This window comes from Cryomorphaceae bacterium, from assembly GCA_017798125.1.
Lineage (GTDB): Bacteria > Bacteroidota > Bacteroidia > Flavobacteriales > ECT2AJA-044 > ECT2AJA-044.
Genome location: CP059070.1, coordinates 679,816 through 698,403, shown reverse-complemented (window position 1 = coordinate 698,403; position 18,588 = coordinate 679,816). Strand labels below are relative to the sequence as shown.

The window sequence follows — 18,588 nt, the reverse complement described above, 5'->3', positions numbered from 1 at the left end:
GTAAATCGTCCGGGTAAAGCCTATCTTGAAGGCCAATGAGACTGTTCGAATTTGAAGATTTACCGGGGTTTCCTTCCTCTTTTCGACGTTGGCAAATGGACTACATCCGCTTCGCCGTTGATCTGTTGAATCCGTACGGTTCCATTGAAGCGCCTTGGAAAGATCAGAAAGCGCCGAAAACCTGGGTAGACCTCGCTACAGGTACGGGTGGCCCAGTCCCACAGTTTCTGCGCCGTTGGCTAAAGACCTCGGAGACATGTCACTTGATTCGTACGGATCGGTTTCCCTCCGAAGAAGGAGTGGAGTATTTGGACCTGCGGTCCGATGCCTTCCCGCCCGCAGAATTCTACACCCTATTCAATGCCTTTCATCATTTTGCCCCTGCTGACCAAAAGGACATAATGGCCAAAATGTCGACCGGAACCTATGCCTTGATCGCCGAGCCACTTTCCAGAAGTGTCTTCACGTTTGTCGGCATCTTTCTCTTGACTGGCCTGCTCCACTGGATCTTTGCACCCTTTGTACGGCCTTGGTCTTGGAGGCGAATGCTCTGGACCTACCCAATTCCTGTTATGCCTATCGTCACTTGCTGGGACGGATTGGTTTCGGTCCTTCGAGCACCTCGACAAAAAGAATTGGAAACTCTGGCCCGTCAAGCATCCACGAGCCGTTTTCATTGGTCGGTTGAATCGGTATCTTTCCCTTTTGGATCAGTCCTCATTTTAATCGGACAAAGCATCGACAAAGCATGAAGTATTTGAGTATTGCCTATCGGTTTAGTCGGCCACATACCATCATGGGCAGTACCCTCAGCACGCTGGCCCTTTATTTCATGGCGGCCTATCCGGTTGCGTGGCCAACAGGACAGAACGATGTGTTGATCTGGACCTTACTTTCCGCCCTAGCGTGCAACCTGTACATCGTCGGGTTGAATCAATTGACCGATATCGATATTGATCGTCAAAACAAACCACACCTACCTCTAGCATCCGGAGAAATGAGCGCCTCTACGGCGCGATGGATTATTTCCGTGAGCGGAATTCTGACCCTGCTGTTCGGACTTTTAGCCGGGTATACGATGCTCGTTTTGGTCCTTGTGGTAGGAGCTTTGGGAACGGCGTATTCTCTTCCCCCACTGAAGTTCAAGAAGAACCACTTCTTTGCCGCCCTGAGCATTACGCTTGTCCGTGGTGTATTGGTCAACATACTCATGTTCCTCCATTTTCGATGGGAGCTGTGGTCTGAATGGGGTCTACCATCCTTCATGTGGCCCTTGATTTTGCTGATGATCCTATTCAGTGTCGGAATTGCCTGGTTCAAAGACATTCCAGATGTTGAGGGTGATCAGAACCATGATATCGGCACCGTTGCCGTGAAGCGAGGAGTTCGGTGGGCCTTTAGAGGAGCAATATCACTGGTTTCGTTGGCTTATTTGACCCTTATTTTGTGGGCTGGTGTCGGGTTGAAATCCTACAACACTGACCTTATGGCGGTATGGCACGCCCTTGCCCTTTTGCTTTTTTGGCTCGTTGCCTACACGACAAATCCTTTCAAGAAGGTAAGTGTCACTCGTTTTTATCGTGCCTATTGGATTCTGTTCTTCCTTGAATACATCATCTACCCCCTAGGTCTGCTTTGAAAACATGACAATCATCATATTTTGAGCTGAGCTATATGACTTTCTTTGAATTAACTATTTGAGGGTAGTTTTTTGTTTGCTGGTCGGCTCTGAAGTGATTTGAGGAACTCGCTTCGGAGCCGATTTCTTTTGGGATGACCTTAGATTTCGATGGACCTCAAACCTTTATGGTTTGGACCCTGATAAACGTCATATTTCCCCATCCTAATGCCTGATATCTTTGGTTTCAAATTCAAATGCTATGAAACTACACCCCACCCTACTCATTTCCTTCCTCTTCCTTACCTCCCTTGTTGTCGCGCAAGAAAAGATGCCTGTTCAAGGCAGTTCTGAGGTTTTGGTACACGGAACCAGCACCTTGCACGATTGGACCATGAACTGCGAGCAGTTTAATGGATCTGTGGTGCTCACAGAGTCGGAAGGCGTATTGACCGATATGAGTGACCTTCAATTCACCATCGTTGTGAAAGGAATGAAAAGTGGAAAATCGGCCATGGATAACAACACCTACAAGGCCATGTCCGAGCCCAACCACCCCAATGTACAATTTGAGAGCAGCAGCATCGATATCCAATCAAAAGGAGAGGGGTATGCTGTAAAGGCCAAAGGAAAACTGACCATTGCAGGAAGCACCCGTGAAGTAACATTGGAGGCCACAGGCCGAAGGAGTGGAGAACGCTGGGTATTCTCAGGCAAGAAAGATATTCACACACCGGACTACGGTGTTGAACGCGTTTCCGCCATGATGGGAACCATCAAAACAGGCGAAGATGTAGTCATTGATTTTGACATTGTTTTTTAAACCACAAACCACTAGTACCATGAAATCTGCACAAATAACTAAGCTGCTTGCGGTGGTCTTTTTGTTGACCGGACTAACCGCTTGGGCACAACAGCCCCCCATTCAGTATTTCCGCTATCCTGATCAACGAGGGGTAAACGTTTTTGAAACTCCTCGCACTTGGGACGAGGGCTTCGAGGGCCTGAAGGTTCGAATTGGAGGTGCATTCACCCAGCAAATGCAATTGCTGAGTCATGAGAATGGCCTGGCCGGAGGAGATACCACACTCTATGCCTTGGCACCTGGATTTAACTTGGCAACAGCCAACTTGAATATTGATGTACAATTGGAAGATGGAGTTCGACTTCAGTTGGTGACCTATTTGAGTTCTCGCCACCACCCGGAAGCATGGGTAAAGGGAGGGTTTATTCAGATTGACAAACTCACCTTCTTAAGTGACAATCTCCGATGGTTCGATGATTATTTCACCTTGCGTGTCGGACACTACCAAGTGAACTACGGGGATATGCAGTTCCGGAGAACCGACAATGGTAATGCGATGTACAATCCCTTTGTAGGAAATGCCATTATGGATGCCTTTGCTACAGAAATTGGAGGTGATGTAACCTTCCAGTCGCCATCGGGAATTCTCGCGGTTGTCGGAATGACTACGGGGGAAATTCAAGGGAACGTTTCTGAAAATGACTTGAGAGGTCCTGCATTCCAGTTGAAACTCGGATGGGACAGTCAAGTCAATGACGACCTACGTCTACGCTTCACAGGTAGCGCTTACATCTGCCCAAGCTCAACGCGCAATACGCTGTACGGAGGAGACCGTGCCGGATCTCGATTCTACTATGTAATGTCTGATCCTGGAGCAAGCGCAAGTTCTGACTTCACCACAGGTCGTGTGAACCCAGGGTTGAGCAACGAGCTGACCGCATTTCAGATTACTCCATTCGTGAAGTTCAAAGGACTCGAATTCTTTGCCTTCTATGAAGTGGCTAGTGGTCAAAACACGGGAGAGACCGAGTCGCGTTCCTATACTCAGATTTTGGCAGAGCTTCTCTATCGCTTGGGTGAACGCGAGCAGTTCTACATCGGAGGGCGGTTCAATACGGTTACAGGCCCCGGGTTCTCAGGGAGTAACCGAGATGCCATTGTAGCAGCGGACGAAGACGTTACCGTGAACCGACTAGAGGCTGGTGCGGGATGGTTTGTGACCAAGAACATCTTGGTCAAACTGACCTATGTAAACCAGAGCTACAACGATGTAGTCGATACGAGCAAGTACTTCGAAGGAACCTTTAACGGGGTAATGGCGGAAGCCGTCGTAGCCTTCTAAGACACAGATATACCTAAACCAACGGCCCCAGGATTCTTCACGAGAATTTGGGGCCGTTTTTCTATTTTTCCGGAACCAACGGAACCCCTATGTTTTGGATCCTTTCCCTTTTACTGCTTTTACCATCGCCTTACCGGAAAGGAGAGGAGGAACTCTACATCAAGCCGACGAGCTACGTTGAGGTGCACGGAGCGTCCAACGTCATGGATTTTTCGTGCAAAATTGGAGGGGAGTACTTCGCCGATACCGTTCGGGTTCAGTATGAAGATCAAGTTGAGCGCTTTGTCTTTCGCAACTTTGATTTTAATCTTCCAGTAGAGAAGTTCGCTTGCGGGAATTTCGTCTTAAACAGCGACTTTAAAAGAACGCTCTGTGAAGAAGACCACCCGGTGATGCAAGTTCGGTTACTGAGTTTCCGTAGGACCAGAGTCAATAAAGTCAGTAAAATGGACTGGGGAATGCTGGAGGCGGAATTCACCATCGCAGGTGTGACCAAAATATACACCTCCGAAGTTCGTCGGGGCCTCGTATCCGAAGGCTTCAACATGAAGGGCACCTTGCCCGTCAACATGTGTGAGTTTGGCCTAGAGGCGCGGTCTAGTGTCCCGCTGGTCAAGGTCGAGGACGCTCTGCAGGTGGAATTCGACTTTATCTTCGAGCAATTATAGCATCTTGAGTGCCGGGCGCTGCGAGATTTCGTGGTAGCAAATGTGGTCTGGAGCGAAGTAGTGTAGGACCATGCTTTTCCTGGTGGAATTAGGATCACCAATGGGTTCTCCTCCGTGTAAGAGGTTGGCGTGCCAGATGAACACATCCCCTTTCTTCGGTGTAAAAATCTTCTTCTCCAATCCTGCTTGGTCAATCCTTTCGTTTACGACTTGGGTATAGGCAGCGTAGGGCTTACCTCCCAGCATTAGCGCATTCCCTTCATTGCCGAAATCGACGTTGTCGATGTACGGCAGCTTATGGGAACCGGGGTAATAGTGTAAGGGCCCATTCTCTTCTGAAATATCCTCAAGAGCAATCCAGGCAGCAATGAGTCCTCCCCTGGGATGAGTGCTCATATGAATAGAGTCGGAGTGCGTCCCTTGTTCGCTTCCGCGCAAGAAGTTGATGGATTGAAAAAGAGCGGTTTCCTTCCCCATGAGAAGGTCCATTAATGGATGAAGCCCGCTCTCGTCAATCACCTTTCGGACGGCTTCAGATTTTCTCAAAGCGAACATAATCTTGTTCCCTTGACGGTTAAAGCCGACCTCCTCTTTTTGAAGTAATCGGTCAATCTCATCATTGACGATCTCCACGTTTTCCCCAGACAACAATCCTGGAAGCACGAGATAACCCTCTTCGGTCCACGACCGAATTTCATTCGAATACCGATCCACAAGGTTTTGAACGAGTGGGTCTGAGGCTGAGGTCATGTGTGATTCAGATACCTCGGGCCACCATTCACGGTCGGGCTTATTCGCAAAAGTTGAGGCATTGATGGAGAACCATCTGGGGCGATGAACTCCATAGCGACGAAAGGTCGCTCTATCGCTCAGAATGCGATTTCGATTCAGGAGATTGTACCCCCAATGAAGTGGTTTGAGGCGGAGGGCCCACTCTTCCAAATGTTTCTTTAAGGCCACGGCGCAAAGTTAACCCAATCCTAGCTCTTGTAATATGGAACAAAGAAGCTTCTGTGATATAAGTCCATAAGCAAGAGCTTTCCGTCCTATACTTTTGTGCTTATGAATACTGCGAAAAAATCATCTTCAATACCCTTGGCTCTGGTAGCAGCCCTGACGCTAGGATTAGCCCCATTTGTCCCTGAACCTCATATATGGGGAAAGATCAAATGGTTGGCTGGAGGAGGAGAAGGCATGGGCCCAATGGACTATTTTGACGTCCTCCTCCACGGTGCGCCGTGGGTGTATTTGTTCTACGTACTGTTCCGCGAGATGCGCGGTCGTTTAGCCCAATAATACCAAACGAAAAAAGGCCAGCGTGATGCTGACCTTTTGCTTTGCTCCTCCTCTTGGGCTCGAACCAAGGACCCTCTGATTAACAGTCAGATGCTCTAACCAACTGAGCTAAGGAGGAGTATTCCTTAAAATCGGACGGCAAATATACGGTTTAGTCTTCTAAGAAAGCAATACCTTTGCGTCAAAATTTCTAAAGCTCCGATTATGAGTCTTTTGGTCGTTGGAACCGTCGCGTACGATGCTATTGAAACCCCTTTCGGCAAAACGGATAAAATCGTTGGTGGATCAGCGATGTACTTCAGTATGGCTGCATCTCAATTCAATATTCCGACTCGTTTAGTTTCTGTCGTAGGAGAGGATTACGATCAAGACTTTTTGCAGGGGATGCGTGATCGTAAGATCGATCTTGAAGGTCTTCAAGAATTGGAAGGACGCAAGTCGTTTTTCTGGGCAGGCAAGTACCACATCGACATGAATTCTCGAGACACATTGGACACTCAACTCAACGTGTTGGAAGACTTTGATCCAGTATTGCCTGAAAGCTATAAAGACACGGAATTTGTCATGCTCGGAAACCTCATGCCGAGTTTGCAGACCAAGGTCTTGGATCAGTTGAACGGAAACACCAAGCTCGTGGCTTTAGACACCATGAACTTCTGGATGGACAGCTTCATGGACGACCTCAAAGAAGTGCTCAAGCGCGTGGATGTACTCATTATTAATGATGAAGAGGCCCGTCAATTGGCCGACGATTATTCTTTGGTGAAATCAGCCAAGAAGATCATGGAAATGGGTCCTAAAATCTTGGTGATTAAGAAAGGGGAGCACGGTGCTTTGTTGTTTAATGAAAACGAAGTGTTCTTCGCTCCAGCCTTGCCCTTAGAGGAGGTATTTGACCCAACCGGTGCGGGAGACACCTTTGCCGGAGGATTCATCGGGTACTTGGCGCAGACGCGCGACGTGAGCTTTGCAAACATGAAACGCGCCGTAATCTACGGATCGGCCTTGGCGAGCTTTACGGTTGAGAAATTTGGCCCCGAGCGATTGTTGGATTTGAATGGAGAAGAGCTCCATCGTCGCGTGGAAGAATTCATCAACCTGGTTCAGTTCGATATTCAACTCTCCTAAGGCTCAGGTACTCAACCCTTTTTGAGGCGATTTCGTTACCTTCATAGACTCGAACTACGATGCTATGAAACGAACGGTACTCATCTCCTTGTCCGCCGTCGCTCTCATTGCTGTATGCTATGTGACGACGCGCCCGTCTGCTGAGCCAGCAGATCCTAATTTTTTACCCACAAACTACGATCGGCCCGAAGGGGCTATTCCAGGAAGTGCTGAAGCCCTCCAGCAATGGAGTTATCAACGAGCCTATCCGAATGAGGATCTGCCTACGGCAGGATGGATGACTGCCTTTGAGCAGCGGGAAGAACAACGGGCATCGGCCCGTCAGGGCCAAAGAAACAACACCACGGACCCGTGGGAAGCCCTAGGCCCATGGAATACAGCTGGCCGGACCCTCGCTCTTGAAATCAATAGAGCGAATCCCACCACCATTTATGCGGGAAGCGCTTCGGGAGGACTCTGGCGCACCCGCACGGGAGGAGAAGGCGCCGCTGCTTGGGAGCGCGTGACCACAGGATTTCCGGTGCTCGGGGTCTCGAGCGTTAAAATAGCGCCCAGTGATACCAGCATCATGTACATCGGAACCGGTGAAGTGTACAATCCCGGTGGTGCGGGGCTGGACCCTTTTCTCAGACCCTTCCGCGGGTCGTATGGTATAGGTATCCTCAAGTCAACGGACGGTGGTCAAACCTGGGCAAAAGCCCTGGATTGGACCTACGATCAAGAGCGTGGGGTCAATGATATTGCCATTCACCCGACCAACCCGGACATCGTGTACGCCGCAACGTCCGAAGGGGTTTACAAAACCACGGACGGGGGAGCCAACTGGACACAAGTTCATGGAATTCGGATGGCGATGAGCCTCGCGATGAACCCCGAGGATACGGACACCCTCTACGCGGCCCACGGTAACTTCTTCAGTACCGGTCATGGCATTTACCGCAGTTACGATGGTGGAAGCACTTGGACACAGTGCACCAGTGGTTTGCCGTCCACTTTTGGAGGAAAAATTCATCTGGATTTGTACGAACGTAGCCCTGGCATTATTTACGCGAGCATTGGTCAAACCTATCAGACCAGTGGAACGGCTTCTTGGCTTTGTAAATCAGAAGACCACGGACAAACGTGGACCATTGTGAGTACGGATGACTATACCCTTTGGCAAGGCTGGTTCTCGCACGATGTGGCCGTTCACCCGAGGGATAGCATGAGCCTTTATGCGGTGGGGGTAGAATGCCGATTCTCGACCGACGGAGGAACCAATTTATACTCTGCGGCGAGTAACGGATTAGTCTTAGGAACACCGCCTATTGGAGGGCCAGATGGTCCAGCGAATTACATCCACAGTGATATTCACGAAGTAGAGTATCACCCCGATCATCCGGATACGGTTTACTTCGGAACAGATGGAGGAGTCTTTCGCCGAATTGGATTCACGATGGAATCGATTAACGGAGGAATGCAAACCACGCAGTTCTACAACGGAACGAGCGTCGGAACAGTCGATACCATGATGTACATGGGCGGCTTGCAGGACAACAGCACGGTCTTGTGGACGGGTACACCTGCTTGGCAAAGACTGCTCGGCGGCGACGGATCGTATTCCGGATTGCCCTTTGACGGCGTTCCCTACCGTTTGGTCAGCTATCAGTTTTTGAACATCACGCGCGTAGACCCTGCAGGCAACTGGGTGGGTATCATCACGCCGCCTCAAAACGGACAGGTATCCTTTATTGCTCCTTTCCGGGTGGCCCCAACCAACCACGATGTCTTGTATGCTGGACGGGAACGGATCTTCTTGAGTTATGACGGAGGTCAGACCTGGACCGGGACGGGAAATAACTCTTTCGACGGAAATTTCATCACCGATATCGCCATCAGTCCCCAAGATGAAACGGTTGTTGTATGCGCTACGGGACCGGTTAATGGGCCGCATCACCTCTTTTTCACCGATGATGGAGCGGGTTCATGGAGCACGGCGAACATGACGAACCTCCCCGATCGATACCCTACAGACCTGGCTTTTGATCCTACCAATGATCAGGTGGCCTATGTAACTTATTCGGGTTTTGGTACGGGCCATGTGTTCAAGACGACTGATTTTGGTCAGACGTGGACAGACATCAGCGGAACCCTTCCCGATCTCCCGACCAGTGCCATCGCGGTCGACCCGGATTACCCCCAGGTGATTTACGTGGGGAACGACCTCGGTATTTATGTCAGTGAGGATTACGGGGCCACATGGAATCCATTTGATTTGGGATTACCGGAGGCCATCATCGCCATGGATTTGATTGTCAGTGAGCCGAACCGGAAATTGCGCTTGGCCACCCATGGAAACGGAGCGTATCAGCGCGATATGCTGATACCGTCGAATATTGGCTTGGAGGAAGACATCGCGCCGCAGGCGCAGGCTTTCCCGAATCCGTTTACGGATCAATTGACAGTCGAAGTGCCTAACGGCACGATGATACAAGTCTACGACCTCCAGGGCCGCGTCGTGTTCGAGGGCCAGAATCCGGTCTTGGACACCTCGGAATGGCCTTCGGGGACTTATATCGTGGTCGCCGGAACGGAGCGAGTGACCGTGGTCAAGGCAAATAATTAACAATTCACCCAACCACTGTTGATAAAGGAGCGTACTTACTATAAATCATGGCTCCTTTGTCCAAGAACCGCCATGAGCCATCGCCCGGCACAGCGGTGGTTAGAAACCCAGCAAACGACCGGCTGCTGGGCGGTTTAACGTTCTTGAAGAAGCTGATTTTTCAGTAGATTGGGATTAGGTTTGGAAAGACGAGTCACCCGGTCGGTGGCTCGTCCTTTCTTTGGACAATGGAAATTGATAGTGAACTCATAGAAAAGTGCATTGAGCGCGATCAACGCGCCCAATACACCCTGTACCGGAAATGCTACGGCATTCTCATGGGTACCTGTTTTCGCTATGCCGACCAGAAAACCGACGCTGAATCCTTACTGAATCTGGCATTCTGCAAGATTCTGATGAACCTAGAAAAGTACAAGCCCGAAGTGCCTTTTGAGGCCTGGATTCGTCGTATAACGATCAATACGATCATCGACGAGTTCCGGAAGCAAAAGAAATACTGGGAAACACATACCTATCCGGACGAATACCTTCCGGACGGGCATGTAGATATGAATATGGCCGATGCTCATTTTCAGGCAGAGGAATTGAAAAAGTTGATTTTGCGCTTACCACCCGTTTCGCAAAAAGTCTTCAACCTCTACGTCATTGATGGGTATAAGCATGCAGAAATCAGCGAAATGCTCAAGATTTCTGAAGGAACCAGTAAGTGGCATGTGTCCCATGCCCGAAAGCTGTTGAGAACCATGATACAAGAAGAGTTAAAAGATATTCGCATTGACTGATAAGGAACTCGATAAACTGTTTCGGGAGAAGTTCGAGGAGAAGGACTTCGCGTTCCGAGAATCATCCTGGGAGAATGCCCAGAAGGTGATCGAGCAGACAGATCCTGCCGCGGTCGATGATCTGATGCGCCGCAAATTTGCCGCGCAGAGTTTTGCGTTCAAAGAATCCTCTTGGACCGCTGCAAAGACCCTCGTCGATTCCATGTACCGTGGTCTATTGATCCGTCAATGGACGACTAGAGCTGCAGTCTTTATGGGAGTGCTGGGAGCCTTAGTTCTTTCAGAGCCCGTTTGGAATGCCTCTAATGGTAATGGCATTGACGTATACGGACGCCCGGCCATAGCTGAACTTGCGGCCGTTGATTCGGAGAATACTGCTTCAAAGGAAGCCGCGCAAGAGTCTTTGGCAACCGCCAGCGGAGAAGATGAACTGACGGAGTCTTCGCAAGGGGCTACTACAACGTCAGCTGAAGAATCCATAGCTTCTGCTGAGAACTTTGCTTCCGAAGAAAAATCTTCAACCTCGGAATTGGCATTTGCTGAATTGGGCGGTGGAGAAGGCGGAACAAATACCCCGGCGAGCACAGAGCTATCCGGAGAAGCTGCAGACGATCAGAATGGCGTTGCATTTCCAGCAGCCACGGAATCGGAATCTCCAACTGGAGAGGAGGGTTCCGGGCAAAATGCGATGGCCGAGGTTAGCGAGTCCGAAGAAGGACAGCAATCCGCCGAGACCGGGATCGAAGAAGAAGTGACTTCCGTGATTGAAGACGAAGATGATGCCCAAGGAAAGGCACCAGCTCCTCGTCCATCGGCTCCAGGGATGTTCAATCCGATCAATGGAAAGTCGAGCTACTTTGGCTTGGCCTTCGGGGCACGTATCTATGAAGATTTTGCGAGTACCGAAACCGGGGCCATTCAATTCGCTCCTACGGTCGGTCTGCGATACGCTTATATGTTCCACCCGAAGCTTTCGGCGAATATCGGTGGATTCTATGCCTATCGTCGCTCCACGCACAGCGCTCATCAGTTCTCTGGGGCCTCGTATAGCTTCGGTGCGCACAATCAGACCGTTTCTTTGGTTTCTACAGAAATGCATCAACTGGAAGTACCGCTTTACCTACGCTATCAAGTCGCCCGCGGACATCACATCAATTTCGGTGGATATGTCAACGCTACCCTAGCGACAAAGAACGAATCGGTTTCGACCACGACGGCGCCTTATAGCGCGGACGTACTGGTGGAGTCCGATGAATGGGGCCACATGCCCGGAATGCGTGAGGTGGGTTATGGCCTTATGTTGGGCTACGACTATCGAATCAACGAGAACTGGCAAATCGGCTTCCGCGGACAGTGGGGTCTTGTGGATTGGAGTGATGATGCCGTTTTCTCCGATAGTCCCTACGACCGCAACAAGGAAATCAAAGTACTTTTGGAGTACCGCCTAAACGATTGAGATGAAGCGCGTCTTTCTGATCTTCATATTTGGCCTTAGCGCCCTATCCTGCCAAAAGGAACTCGATGTACCTACTTGGGATCAAGATCCTGTCTTTTGGTTCACGGGATCTATAGACGGAATGAATCATCAGTTTGAAGCCGGAGTTCAGAACTACTACATGCATTCGGGCTATACCGATACGGCCTCTTTGCCGCGAGAATATTACGGACTATTAACCCTTGAAGGATGTGCCGATTGCCCGGAGCAGGTAAACGTTCGGTTGCGCAATCACGTGGTCGGAGAACTCTTCAACCCAGATTCCTCTTTCCAGATGGGTCCTCATCCTTTCCTGGAACCTTATAATCCCGTTCAGGCCAATACGCGCACTTACCAGTTTGATGCGATGCTCGATTCGGCCGAAGGTCAACCCACAACTATTTATTGGGACTTTGGAGATGGGACCACAAGTGATGAACCGAGTCCAGTGCACACCTATGATTTGCTTTCCGCACCGACCATTGCGACCTGCAGTCTCTATGTGCTTTATCCCAGTGGATGTTTCGATTCCTCCTACCAGAACATCAAACTCAACTCTTCGTGCTATGCTTCCTTTGAGGCTGATGTATCGGGTTACGCTGTGAGTTTCACTTCCCAAACCCAGAGTTCGGGAATCAGTTATGCCTGGGATTTTGGAGATGGGTCTAATTCCAATGAATCCAACCCTGTCCACCAGTACCAAAGCGGAGGGGTGTATAGCGTTAAGCTCACCATTTCAGATCAAGGTTCGGGTTGCGAGTCGATCTACCGAAAGACCATTGCCGTTGCCGTACAGCCCTGTTTGGTGAACTGTCACTACGAACCCATGAATGTCCAGGGGAACAACGACTGGGTGCAGAAAAAGCACATGGCGATAGATTTCCGCGACGCCAACGGAGTCCTTTGGAGTTCCGAATACAGCTATCAGCCCGACTCCAGCTTTATCAACTTGACTCAGAAAGAGCAATACCTGATCAACGAAAACGGCAACCCTACTTATCACGTGAATGGAGAGGTGGCCTGCCTTCTTTTCCACCCCGACCTCACGGATACGCTCGTTTTGAGCGGCGGCAGTTTCTCTGTAGCCTTCGGTTATTAAGCTTTGGGCCTACGGCCCGATGAACTTTTTTCAACTTTTTTTGCTCTCTGGCTAACCCCCCACCAAAACCGGGCGTACTCCCAATAAATTAATTGCATCATGAAAAGACTCTTTCTCTCTTTTGTCGCCTTGTTCGCGGTGCTTGTAGCACAAGCGCAAGGTTCTTTTACGGTGAGCGGAACGGTCACGGACCTCAACGGAGGTGCCTTGGCCAACGAGCCCGTGGTCATTATTGACTCTTTATCTACTCCCCCAGTCTTTGCTCTTGCCATAACGGATGCTTCCGGAAATTACAGCGCCAGTCTTCAAGGCTCTTTCCAAGTAGTTGTGGCAGCGGTACAAGACTGTAACGGACAGGCTTACACCCAAAATGTCCTCTTTAATGGAGGAACAACGGGTACAGCCAATTTCTCCATTCCTTGTGGTAGTGGAGGTGTTATTGGATTCCCCGGTGGCGGTGGAAGCGGTGGTGGAAACCCTGGCGGCGGTGGTACCGGCGGTGGCGGTGGAACATTTCCTGGTGGAAGCCTCTGCGACGCTTTTTGGATTCCCATTCCAGATACAGCCGGTGGAGTACTCTTTTTCCACTTAGGTCTCGACTCTACTCTGACCTATGCATGGGACTTCGGTGACGGAACAACTTCAGCAGATGTTGTGCCCAGCCACACCTACGCAGCGAATGGCGTGTACAACGTTTGCTTGACCATCTCTGATGGTGCGGGTTGTTCGGATACTTTCTGCGACAGCGTGGCCTTCCCATTGAACCAGTTCCCTGGTGGCGGCGGTGGCACAGGCGGAGGTCCTGGTGGTGGTGGATTCCCTGGAGGGGGCGGTAACTACCCCTTTGGATGTTTCGCCGACTTCTTTGCCTTTGGTGACACTACCCTAGACATGAACTTCATCTCTTTTGTCGGAGACTCCTCATTGACCTACGCATGGGACTTCGGAGACGGAAACACGTCGAATGTGATGGATCCGATGCACACGTATGCAGCTGCAGGAACGTATACCGTATGTTTGATCGTCAGCGATGCTGCCAACAACTGCGCGGATACCCTTTGCCAGCCCGTACAAGTTCCATTCTTTACAGGTCCATGGGGTCCTGGAACAGGAACAGGTGGTCCATGGGGTCCAGGAAACGGTCCAGGAACTGGTGGTAACTGGGGGGCTTGCGATGCCTTCTTCTTCCCCTTAACGGATTCCAGCTTGACCGCCGATTTCTTCCCGGTCATGGTGGACAGCAATATGACTTATGCTTGGGATTTCGGAGACGGAAACATCAGTAGCGTCATCAATCCTAGTCACACCTTTGGTTCGGCTGGAGCGTACATTGTCACGCTTACCGTTTCAGGACAAACAGCTTTAGGTAGCTGTACCGCAACCTTTGCTCAAGCAGTAGTGGTACCGTTTGACAGCACCATTTGTGGTCCTTGGAACCCAGGATACGGATTCCCTGGCGGCGGAAACGGTGGACCAATCATCATCACGCCTCCAGGAGGCGGTGGACCATGGGGTAACCCTTGCTCTGCGCTGTTTATGCCTCTGCCAGACACAGTTCCTTTGAGTTTCTACTTCGTGCGTTTGCCATTGGATTCTGGTTTGACCTACGCATGGGACTTCGGTGACGGAAATACTTCATCAAGCCCACTTCCAAACCACATCTATGCAGGACCGGGAACATATGCAGTCTGCTTGACCGTATCTGACGCTGCCACAGGTTGCACAGATACCTTCTGTGACACCGTTACGGTGACCAATGCGACGTGGAGCGGAGGAAGCTTTGCGCCTCAAACCGTATCTTTAGGTGAGTCGAGTATTCAGGAATTGAAGGCTTATCCAAACCCGACGAGCGGAGGCTTGAATGTGACCTACAGCTCGGTAGAATCATCAGATGTAGCATTGAGATTGATCGATATGACCGGTCGTGTGCTCATCGATGAGAACGCATCGGCCCGTGAGGGCCAAAACAATGAGACCCTTGATCTCAGCGGCTTCCCGGCAGGAAGTTATGTCCTGCAAGTCGTTCAAGGTTCGAGTGTGGATTACCTACGGATCGTGAAACAATAAATGAACGTAGCACCGGAATTAATACAGAGGTGTCTCAATGAAGACCGCAAAGCACAGTTCGAGTTATATCGGCTGTGCTTTGCCTTCATGATGCGCATTTGCTTCCGGTATACGAATCAACGTGCCGATGCAGAGGCTTTATTGAACCTGGCGTTTTGTAAAGTGCTCTTCGGCTTAGAGAAGTACGATTCCACCTATCCGTTTGGTGCATGGTTGAAGCGCATTACCGTGAATACGGCGATCGATGAATACCGAAAAAATGCACGACGGATTGAGACCTACCCAGAAGACGTTGTAGAAGAAGAATTCCACGATTTTGACCCGATGAATCAGCAATTCGGCGCGGAAGAGTTGATGCACATGGTGCGCGAATTGCCGGAGCAGAGTCGAGAAATCTTCAACCTGTATGCGATTGATGGGTATATGCACAAAGAAATTAGTGAGATGTTGGGCGTCAGTATTAGCGCGAGCAAGTGGCATGTCGCCAATGCTCGAAAATTACTGAAGGCCCGAATGGTTGAATACAAAAAAGTAGCCGCTAAGTGAGCGATCAGGAGTTCGATAAACGCTTTGAGGACGCTGCCGGAGAGCAGGACTTCCTTTTTTCCATGAGTTCGTGGGAAGAAGCGGAGGCCATGTTGGACCGCAACGATCCTACACGCGTGGACGCCGCTGTTGCAAACGCCGCTTCTTCCTTTGAGGTAGGCGAAGCGACTACAGCTGGCTTCGAGGCGGCTATGGGGCAGTATTCAGCCTTGAAGGCTCGTCGCCGCCGTCGCAAGGCTGTGGTCTATTGGTCTGCAGCAGCTGGGGTACTGGCGTTGTTGACCATCGGAGCGGTGAACTGGTTCGACACTGCAGACGCTCTGGAAGAAACTCCTATTCCGGCTGTGGAACAAGCTGCAGAAGAAACAACTGCACCGACGACTGACTCGGAGCAGGAAGAAGCTCCGGCAACTTTTGAACTGGACGATGCTTCCGGATCTTTGACTGGGACCTCAACTAGCGAGGGCTCGGTGACGGAGACTTCAGCTGACCTGGGTTCGGTTACAGATCAAGAGAACTCAAATTCAAGAGTGATAGAGGGTATGGCCTCAGGGTCTATCGATGGTTCTGGGACACCTCCAGTAGCTGCGGAATCAATGGGAGCTGAGGCTCAAAGTGATGCTTCCCATATGGCCGCTGCGCCGGTTGAAAAAGGTGAAACGGAGTCTGATGATCGAGCTTTGGCCACTAAAGTAGATCTAGAAAAATTGAATGCCTCCACATTCAATGTTGCGTTGGTGGACGCTGGTCCACAAGGTTCTGGTGCGGCTCCGAGTGATTTTGTTTTGCCTCCTGAGAAGAAGGGCGTAGGTCCTGAAGGCGAGCATGACTGGGCCTTGATCGCCGCCGGCCGTTCTATGCGACTCGCTGATGTTCCAGACGGTTTCGACATTACGAATTACTCACCTGAATTCGGGTTGCGCTATGCTCATCATTTGGATGATCGATTCAGTTGGGAAGCGGAACTCACAGGATATTTGATCGCCGGTACGCAGGGGTCGGTCACGTTTGCTAGAACGGTATACGGTATGGGTGCAGCTACTCAAGTGCGTTACATTAAAGCGGACCAAAGCGTTCAACTAGAGATGCCTGTACGTGTGCGCTACCGATTCGCCAACCGTCACTTCATGACCTGCGGCTTTGGGGTCACCTACATGCTCCCGACACAAGTCCAGGTATCGGAAGAGCTGCACGAATGGTATGATGTAGAATCGCTGGGAAGCTATGAGACCTATGGATACGTCCACGGCATGCGTCGCTGGAATGTGAGCTGGTCCGCTGGTTATCAGTGGCGAATCAGCGACCGCCTGGCTCTGAATACCGCGGTGAATTACTACCTCTTGGATCGAGATTTATTGGACTCAGAAGCACTGGCGCCTGTACCCTGGCAGGTACGCGTTGGAGTACATTACAGCTTATTCCGATGAAACATATAGGTTCCATACTATTCTCTTTATGCCTGCTTTTCTTAGTAGGGTGCGCGGATGAAATTGGCCCCTTTGACTCCGGGGATCCATCACCTGCACCGGTATTTACGTTTAATGGCCTGGTGAATGGTGACTCTGTACAGATGACCGCTGGAGACAATGGTTACCGAATGTCCACGAGCCGCTTACAGGATACATTGGCTCCGAATGGAACTCTTCTTCGCGGCGAAATGCACGATCCAGATTGCCCCGGTTGTGAGCCAGAATTTCGAGTCAATTTATTCCATCGTCCTGAAAATCCTATGGGAGCCATACCAGACTCAGCCTTTGAGGCGGGAAGTGTGGTTATGAATCCTCCACCGAGTATTATTCCGAATACGAGAACCATTGAATTCAATTATCAAGGACCCACGGGAGGCCCGGCCACACCGGTGGTATCATGGGACTTTGGGGATGGTTCTGCAGCACAAGGGTTGTCGGTTCAGCACACGTATGACTTGACAAGCGCCGATTCGGTTGTGGCGGTCTTTTGTACCGTCTTGAACAGTGGCTTTTGTACGTCGATTAATTTCGTCAACCTCTGGGCCAATCACATATTGGAAGTTGATGTACAGCAAAACGGATCGGGTGGAGGAAACAATACGGTTCAAGTTTCCATCGACCCTGTCTTGGGAAATCAAGGACTGCTTATCGTAGATATGGGTGATGGGACCAATCCAATAGTGGGTGACTGGACGTTTAATTACACCTATTCCGCACCGGGGATTTATTCCATGGCGGTGCAGTACTTACCCGTAGATTCTGCGAACTTTTTCGTGTATCAACGCGAAATTCACGTTGGACCGCAATTAATATGCAACGCGGCCTTTAACTATCGGGAATTGCCCTTACCGTTGCCCCCTGGCCCGCCGACACGGGAAGCCATCCTCACTTATGATGCTCCCAATGGTGAGCGCTATACCAGTGCTCCGATTTTTGGCGGAACTCAACAGACTTTGGAGATTCTCAACCATACTCCTTACAAGGACAATGAACACGGCGACCTTGTCTATATCGTGGATATGGAATTTACGGGGTGGTTGTATCGAGTAGGTGGGCAAGACTCTATATATGTAGAGGACGCCGTATTGCAATGGGGCCTACCCTATTAATTCGTCAGGAACGTTGATTCTTTAGGCGAACTCGATGAGTACCTGATTTTTCTCTACCGCGTCTCCTTGGTTGACTTTAATGGCCTTTACTTCGCCGTCTACAGGAGACTTGATGACGTTTTCCATTTTCATGGCCTCGAGCACCAGTAAGGCGTCGCCTTTGGCTACGGCCGTTCCGGGCTCAGCTTCAATACGCAAAACGAGACCGGGCATAGGGGCCTTGATTTCATTGACCGCGGCAGCGCCCAGATTGTGCAGACCGAGCTTGCGGAGCAATTGATCGAATTGATCGCGAACGTCTACTTCGTACTTATTTCCATTGATGCGAAGGGTCATGTTCTTGGATTCGAAATCAGCTTCGAGGACTTCGACCCGATAGGATTGATTATCCCAAAGGACGTGATACCGACCTTCGCCTTCCGAAACTTCGTCCAATTCGAAGGGCTGTCCATTCAACTGACCATTGTGGGTCGAGTTTTGCTCAAAGTCGATCTCGTAAGTACGTTCGTTGACAATGCTCTTAATCATGCGTCTAAAGTACGAAACGATGCTACAAAAAGTCAGTTATATTTGTCGGACC

The 18,588-nt window shown here is 50.3% G+C and carries 17 protein-coding genes, 1 tRNA gene and 1 pseudogene; 16 read left to right on the top strand and 3 right to left on the bottom strand.

The features are described 5' to 3' along the window. Positions 1-35: 35 nt before the first annotated feature. From HZ996_03055 to HZ996_03035, 5 genes are all read left to right on the top strand, one after another. The gene (locus tag HZ996_03055) at positions 36-752 is read left to right on the top strand and encodes a hypothetical protein (GenBank protein ID QTN38157.1); all 717 of its coding nucleotides are present in this window, start codon (positions 36-38) and stop codon (positions 750-752) included. Further along, on the top strand, positions 749-1,639 hold the full coding sequence (locus tag HZ996_03050; GenBank protein ID QTN38156.1) for a homogentisate phytyltransferase: 891 nt from the start codon (positions 749-751) through the stop codon (positions 1,637-1,639). The genes HZ996_03055 and HZ996_03050 overlap by 4 nt, the downstream gene beginning before the upstream one ends. 241 nt (positions 1,640-1,880) lie before the next feature. Further along, positions 1,881-2,441 carry a YceI family protein gene (locus HZ996_03045; GenBank protein QTN38155.1) on the top strand — a complete coding sequence of 187 codons (561 nt, stop codon included), beginning with the start codon at positions 1,881-1,883 and terminating at the stop codon, positions 2,439-2,441. Between the two features lie 19 nt (positions 2,442-2,460). Further along, positions 2,461-3,765 carry a hypothetical protein gene (locus tag HZ996_03040; protein QTN38154.1) on the top strand — a complete coding sequence of 435 codons (1,305 nt, stop codon included), beginning with the start codon at positions 2,461-2,463 and terminating at the stop codon, positions 3,763-3,765. Positions 3,766-3,854: 89 nt separating this feature from the next. Then, positions 3,855-4,433, top strand: a complete 579-nt coding sequence (locus tag HZ996_03035; protein ID QTN38153.1) for a YceI family protein — start codon at positions 3,855-3,857, stop codon at positions 4,431-4,433. Here HZ996_03035 and HZ996_03030 read toward each other — a convergent pair. After that, complete coding sequence (locus HZ996_03030) at positions 4,428-5,393, bottom strand: phytanoyl-CoA dioxygenase family protein (GenBank protein QTN38152.1); 966 nt, start codon at positions 5,391-5,393, stop codon at positions 4,428-4,430. The two genes, HZ996_03035 and HZ996_03030, sit on opposite strands and share 6 nt — an antisense overlap. Positions 5,394-5,495: 102 nt before the next feature. On the opposite strand from HZ996_03030, the gene HZ996_03025 reads away from it, so the two are divergent. Next, a complete protein-coding gene (locus HZ996_03025) occupies positions 5,496-5,729 on the top strand; it encodes a hypothetical protein (protein ID QTN38151.1) in 234 nt (77 codons plus the stop codon). A gap of 44 nt (positions 5,730-5,773) precedes the next feature. On the opposite strand, the gene HZ996_03020 is transcribed toward HZ996_03025, so the two are convergent. After that, a tRNA-Asn gene (locus HZ996_03020) sits at positions 5,774-5,847 on the bottom strand. 86 nt (positions 5,848-5,933) lie between these two features. Here HZ996_03020 and HZ996_03015 point away from each other — a divergent pair. From HZ996_03015 to HZ996_02970, 10 genes and pseudogenes are all read left to right on the top strand, one after another. Next, complete coding sequence (locus HZ996_03015) at positions 5,934-6,857, top strand: bifunctional hydroxymethylpyrimidine kinase/phosphomethylpyrimidine kinase (GenBank protein ID QTN38150.1); 924 nt, start codon at positions 5,934-5,936, stop codon at positions 6,855-6,857. Positions 6,858-6,921: 64 nt separating this feature from the next. Beyond that, positions 6,922-9,462 (top strand): T9SS type A sorting domain-containing protein, encoded by a 2,541-nt coding sequence (locus HZ996_03010; GenBank protein ID QTN38149.1) that lies wholly within the window; start codon positions 6,922-6,924, stop codon positions 9,460-9,462. Positions 9,463-9,689: 227 nt separating this feature from the next. Further along, positions 9,690-10,244 carry a sigma-70 family RNA polymerase sigma factor gene (locus HZ996_03005; protein QTN38148.1) on the top strand — a complete coding sequence of 185 codons (555 nt, stop codon included), beginning with the start codon at positions 9,690-9,692 and terminating at the stop codon, positions 10,242-10,244. Further along, positions 10,237-11,700, top strand: a complete 1,464-nt coding sequence (locus tag HZ996_03000; protein ID QTN38147.1) for an outer membrane beta-barrel protein — start codon at positions 10,237-10,239, stop codon at positions 11,698-11,700. Before HZ996_03005 ends, HZ996_03000 begins: the two co-directional genes overlap by 8 nt. 1 nt (position 11,701) lies before the next feature. Then, positions 11,702-12,178, top strand: a pseudogene (locus HZ996_02995) (PKD domain-containing protein). After that, positions 12,086-12,817 carry a PKD domain-containing protein gene (locus HZ996_02990; GenBank protein ID QTN39991.1) on the top strand — a complete coding sequence of 244 codons (732 nt, stop codon included), beginning with the start codon at positions 12,086-12,088 and terminating at the stop codon, positions 12,815-12,817. The pseudogene HZ996_02995 and the gene HZ996_02990 overlap by 93 nt, the downstream one beginning before the upstream one ends. A 99-nt stretch (positions 12,818-12,916) precedes the next feature. Next, positions 12,917-14,884, top strand: a complete 1,968-nt coding sequence (locus HZ996_02985; GenBank protein ID QTN38146.1) for a PKD domain-containing protein — start codon at positions 12,917-12,919, stop codon at positions 14,882-14,884. An 87-nt stretch (positions 14,885-14,971) separates the two neighbouring features. Continuing rightward, the gene (locus HZ996_02980; GenBank protein ID QTN38145.1) at positions 14,972-15,430 is read left to right on the top strand and encodes an RNA polymerase sigma factor; all 459 of its coding nucleotides are present in this window, start codon (positions 14,972-14,974) and stop codon (positions 15,428-15,430) included. Further along, positions 15,427-16,857 carry a hypothetical protein gene (locus HZ996_02975; GenBank protein QTN38144.1) on the top strand — a complete coding sequence of 477 codons (1,431 nt, stop codon included), beginning with the start codon at positions 15,427-15,429 and terminating at the stop codon, positions 16,855-16,857. Before HZ996_02980 ends, HZ996_02975 begins: the two co-directional genes overlap by 4 nt. Further along, positions 16,854-18,008 carry a hypothetical protein gene (locus tag HZ996_02970; GenBank protein QTN38143.1) on the top strand — a complete coding sequence of 385 codons (1,155 nt, stop codon included), beginning with the start codon at positions 16,854-16,856 and terminating at the stop codon, positions 18,006-18,008. Before HZ996_02975 ends, HZ996_02970 begins: the two co-directional genes overlap by 4 nt. 21 nt (positions 18,009-18,029) lie before the next feature. On the opposite strand, the gene HZ996_02965 is transcribed toward HZ996_02970, so the two are convergent. Beyond that, entirely contained in the window at positions 18,030-18,536 is a 507-nt protein-coding gene (locus tag HZ996_02965; GenBank protein ID QTN38142.1) for a biotin/lipoyl-binding protein, read from the bottom strand. Between the last annotated feature and the right edge of the window lie 52 nt (positions 18,537-18,588).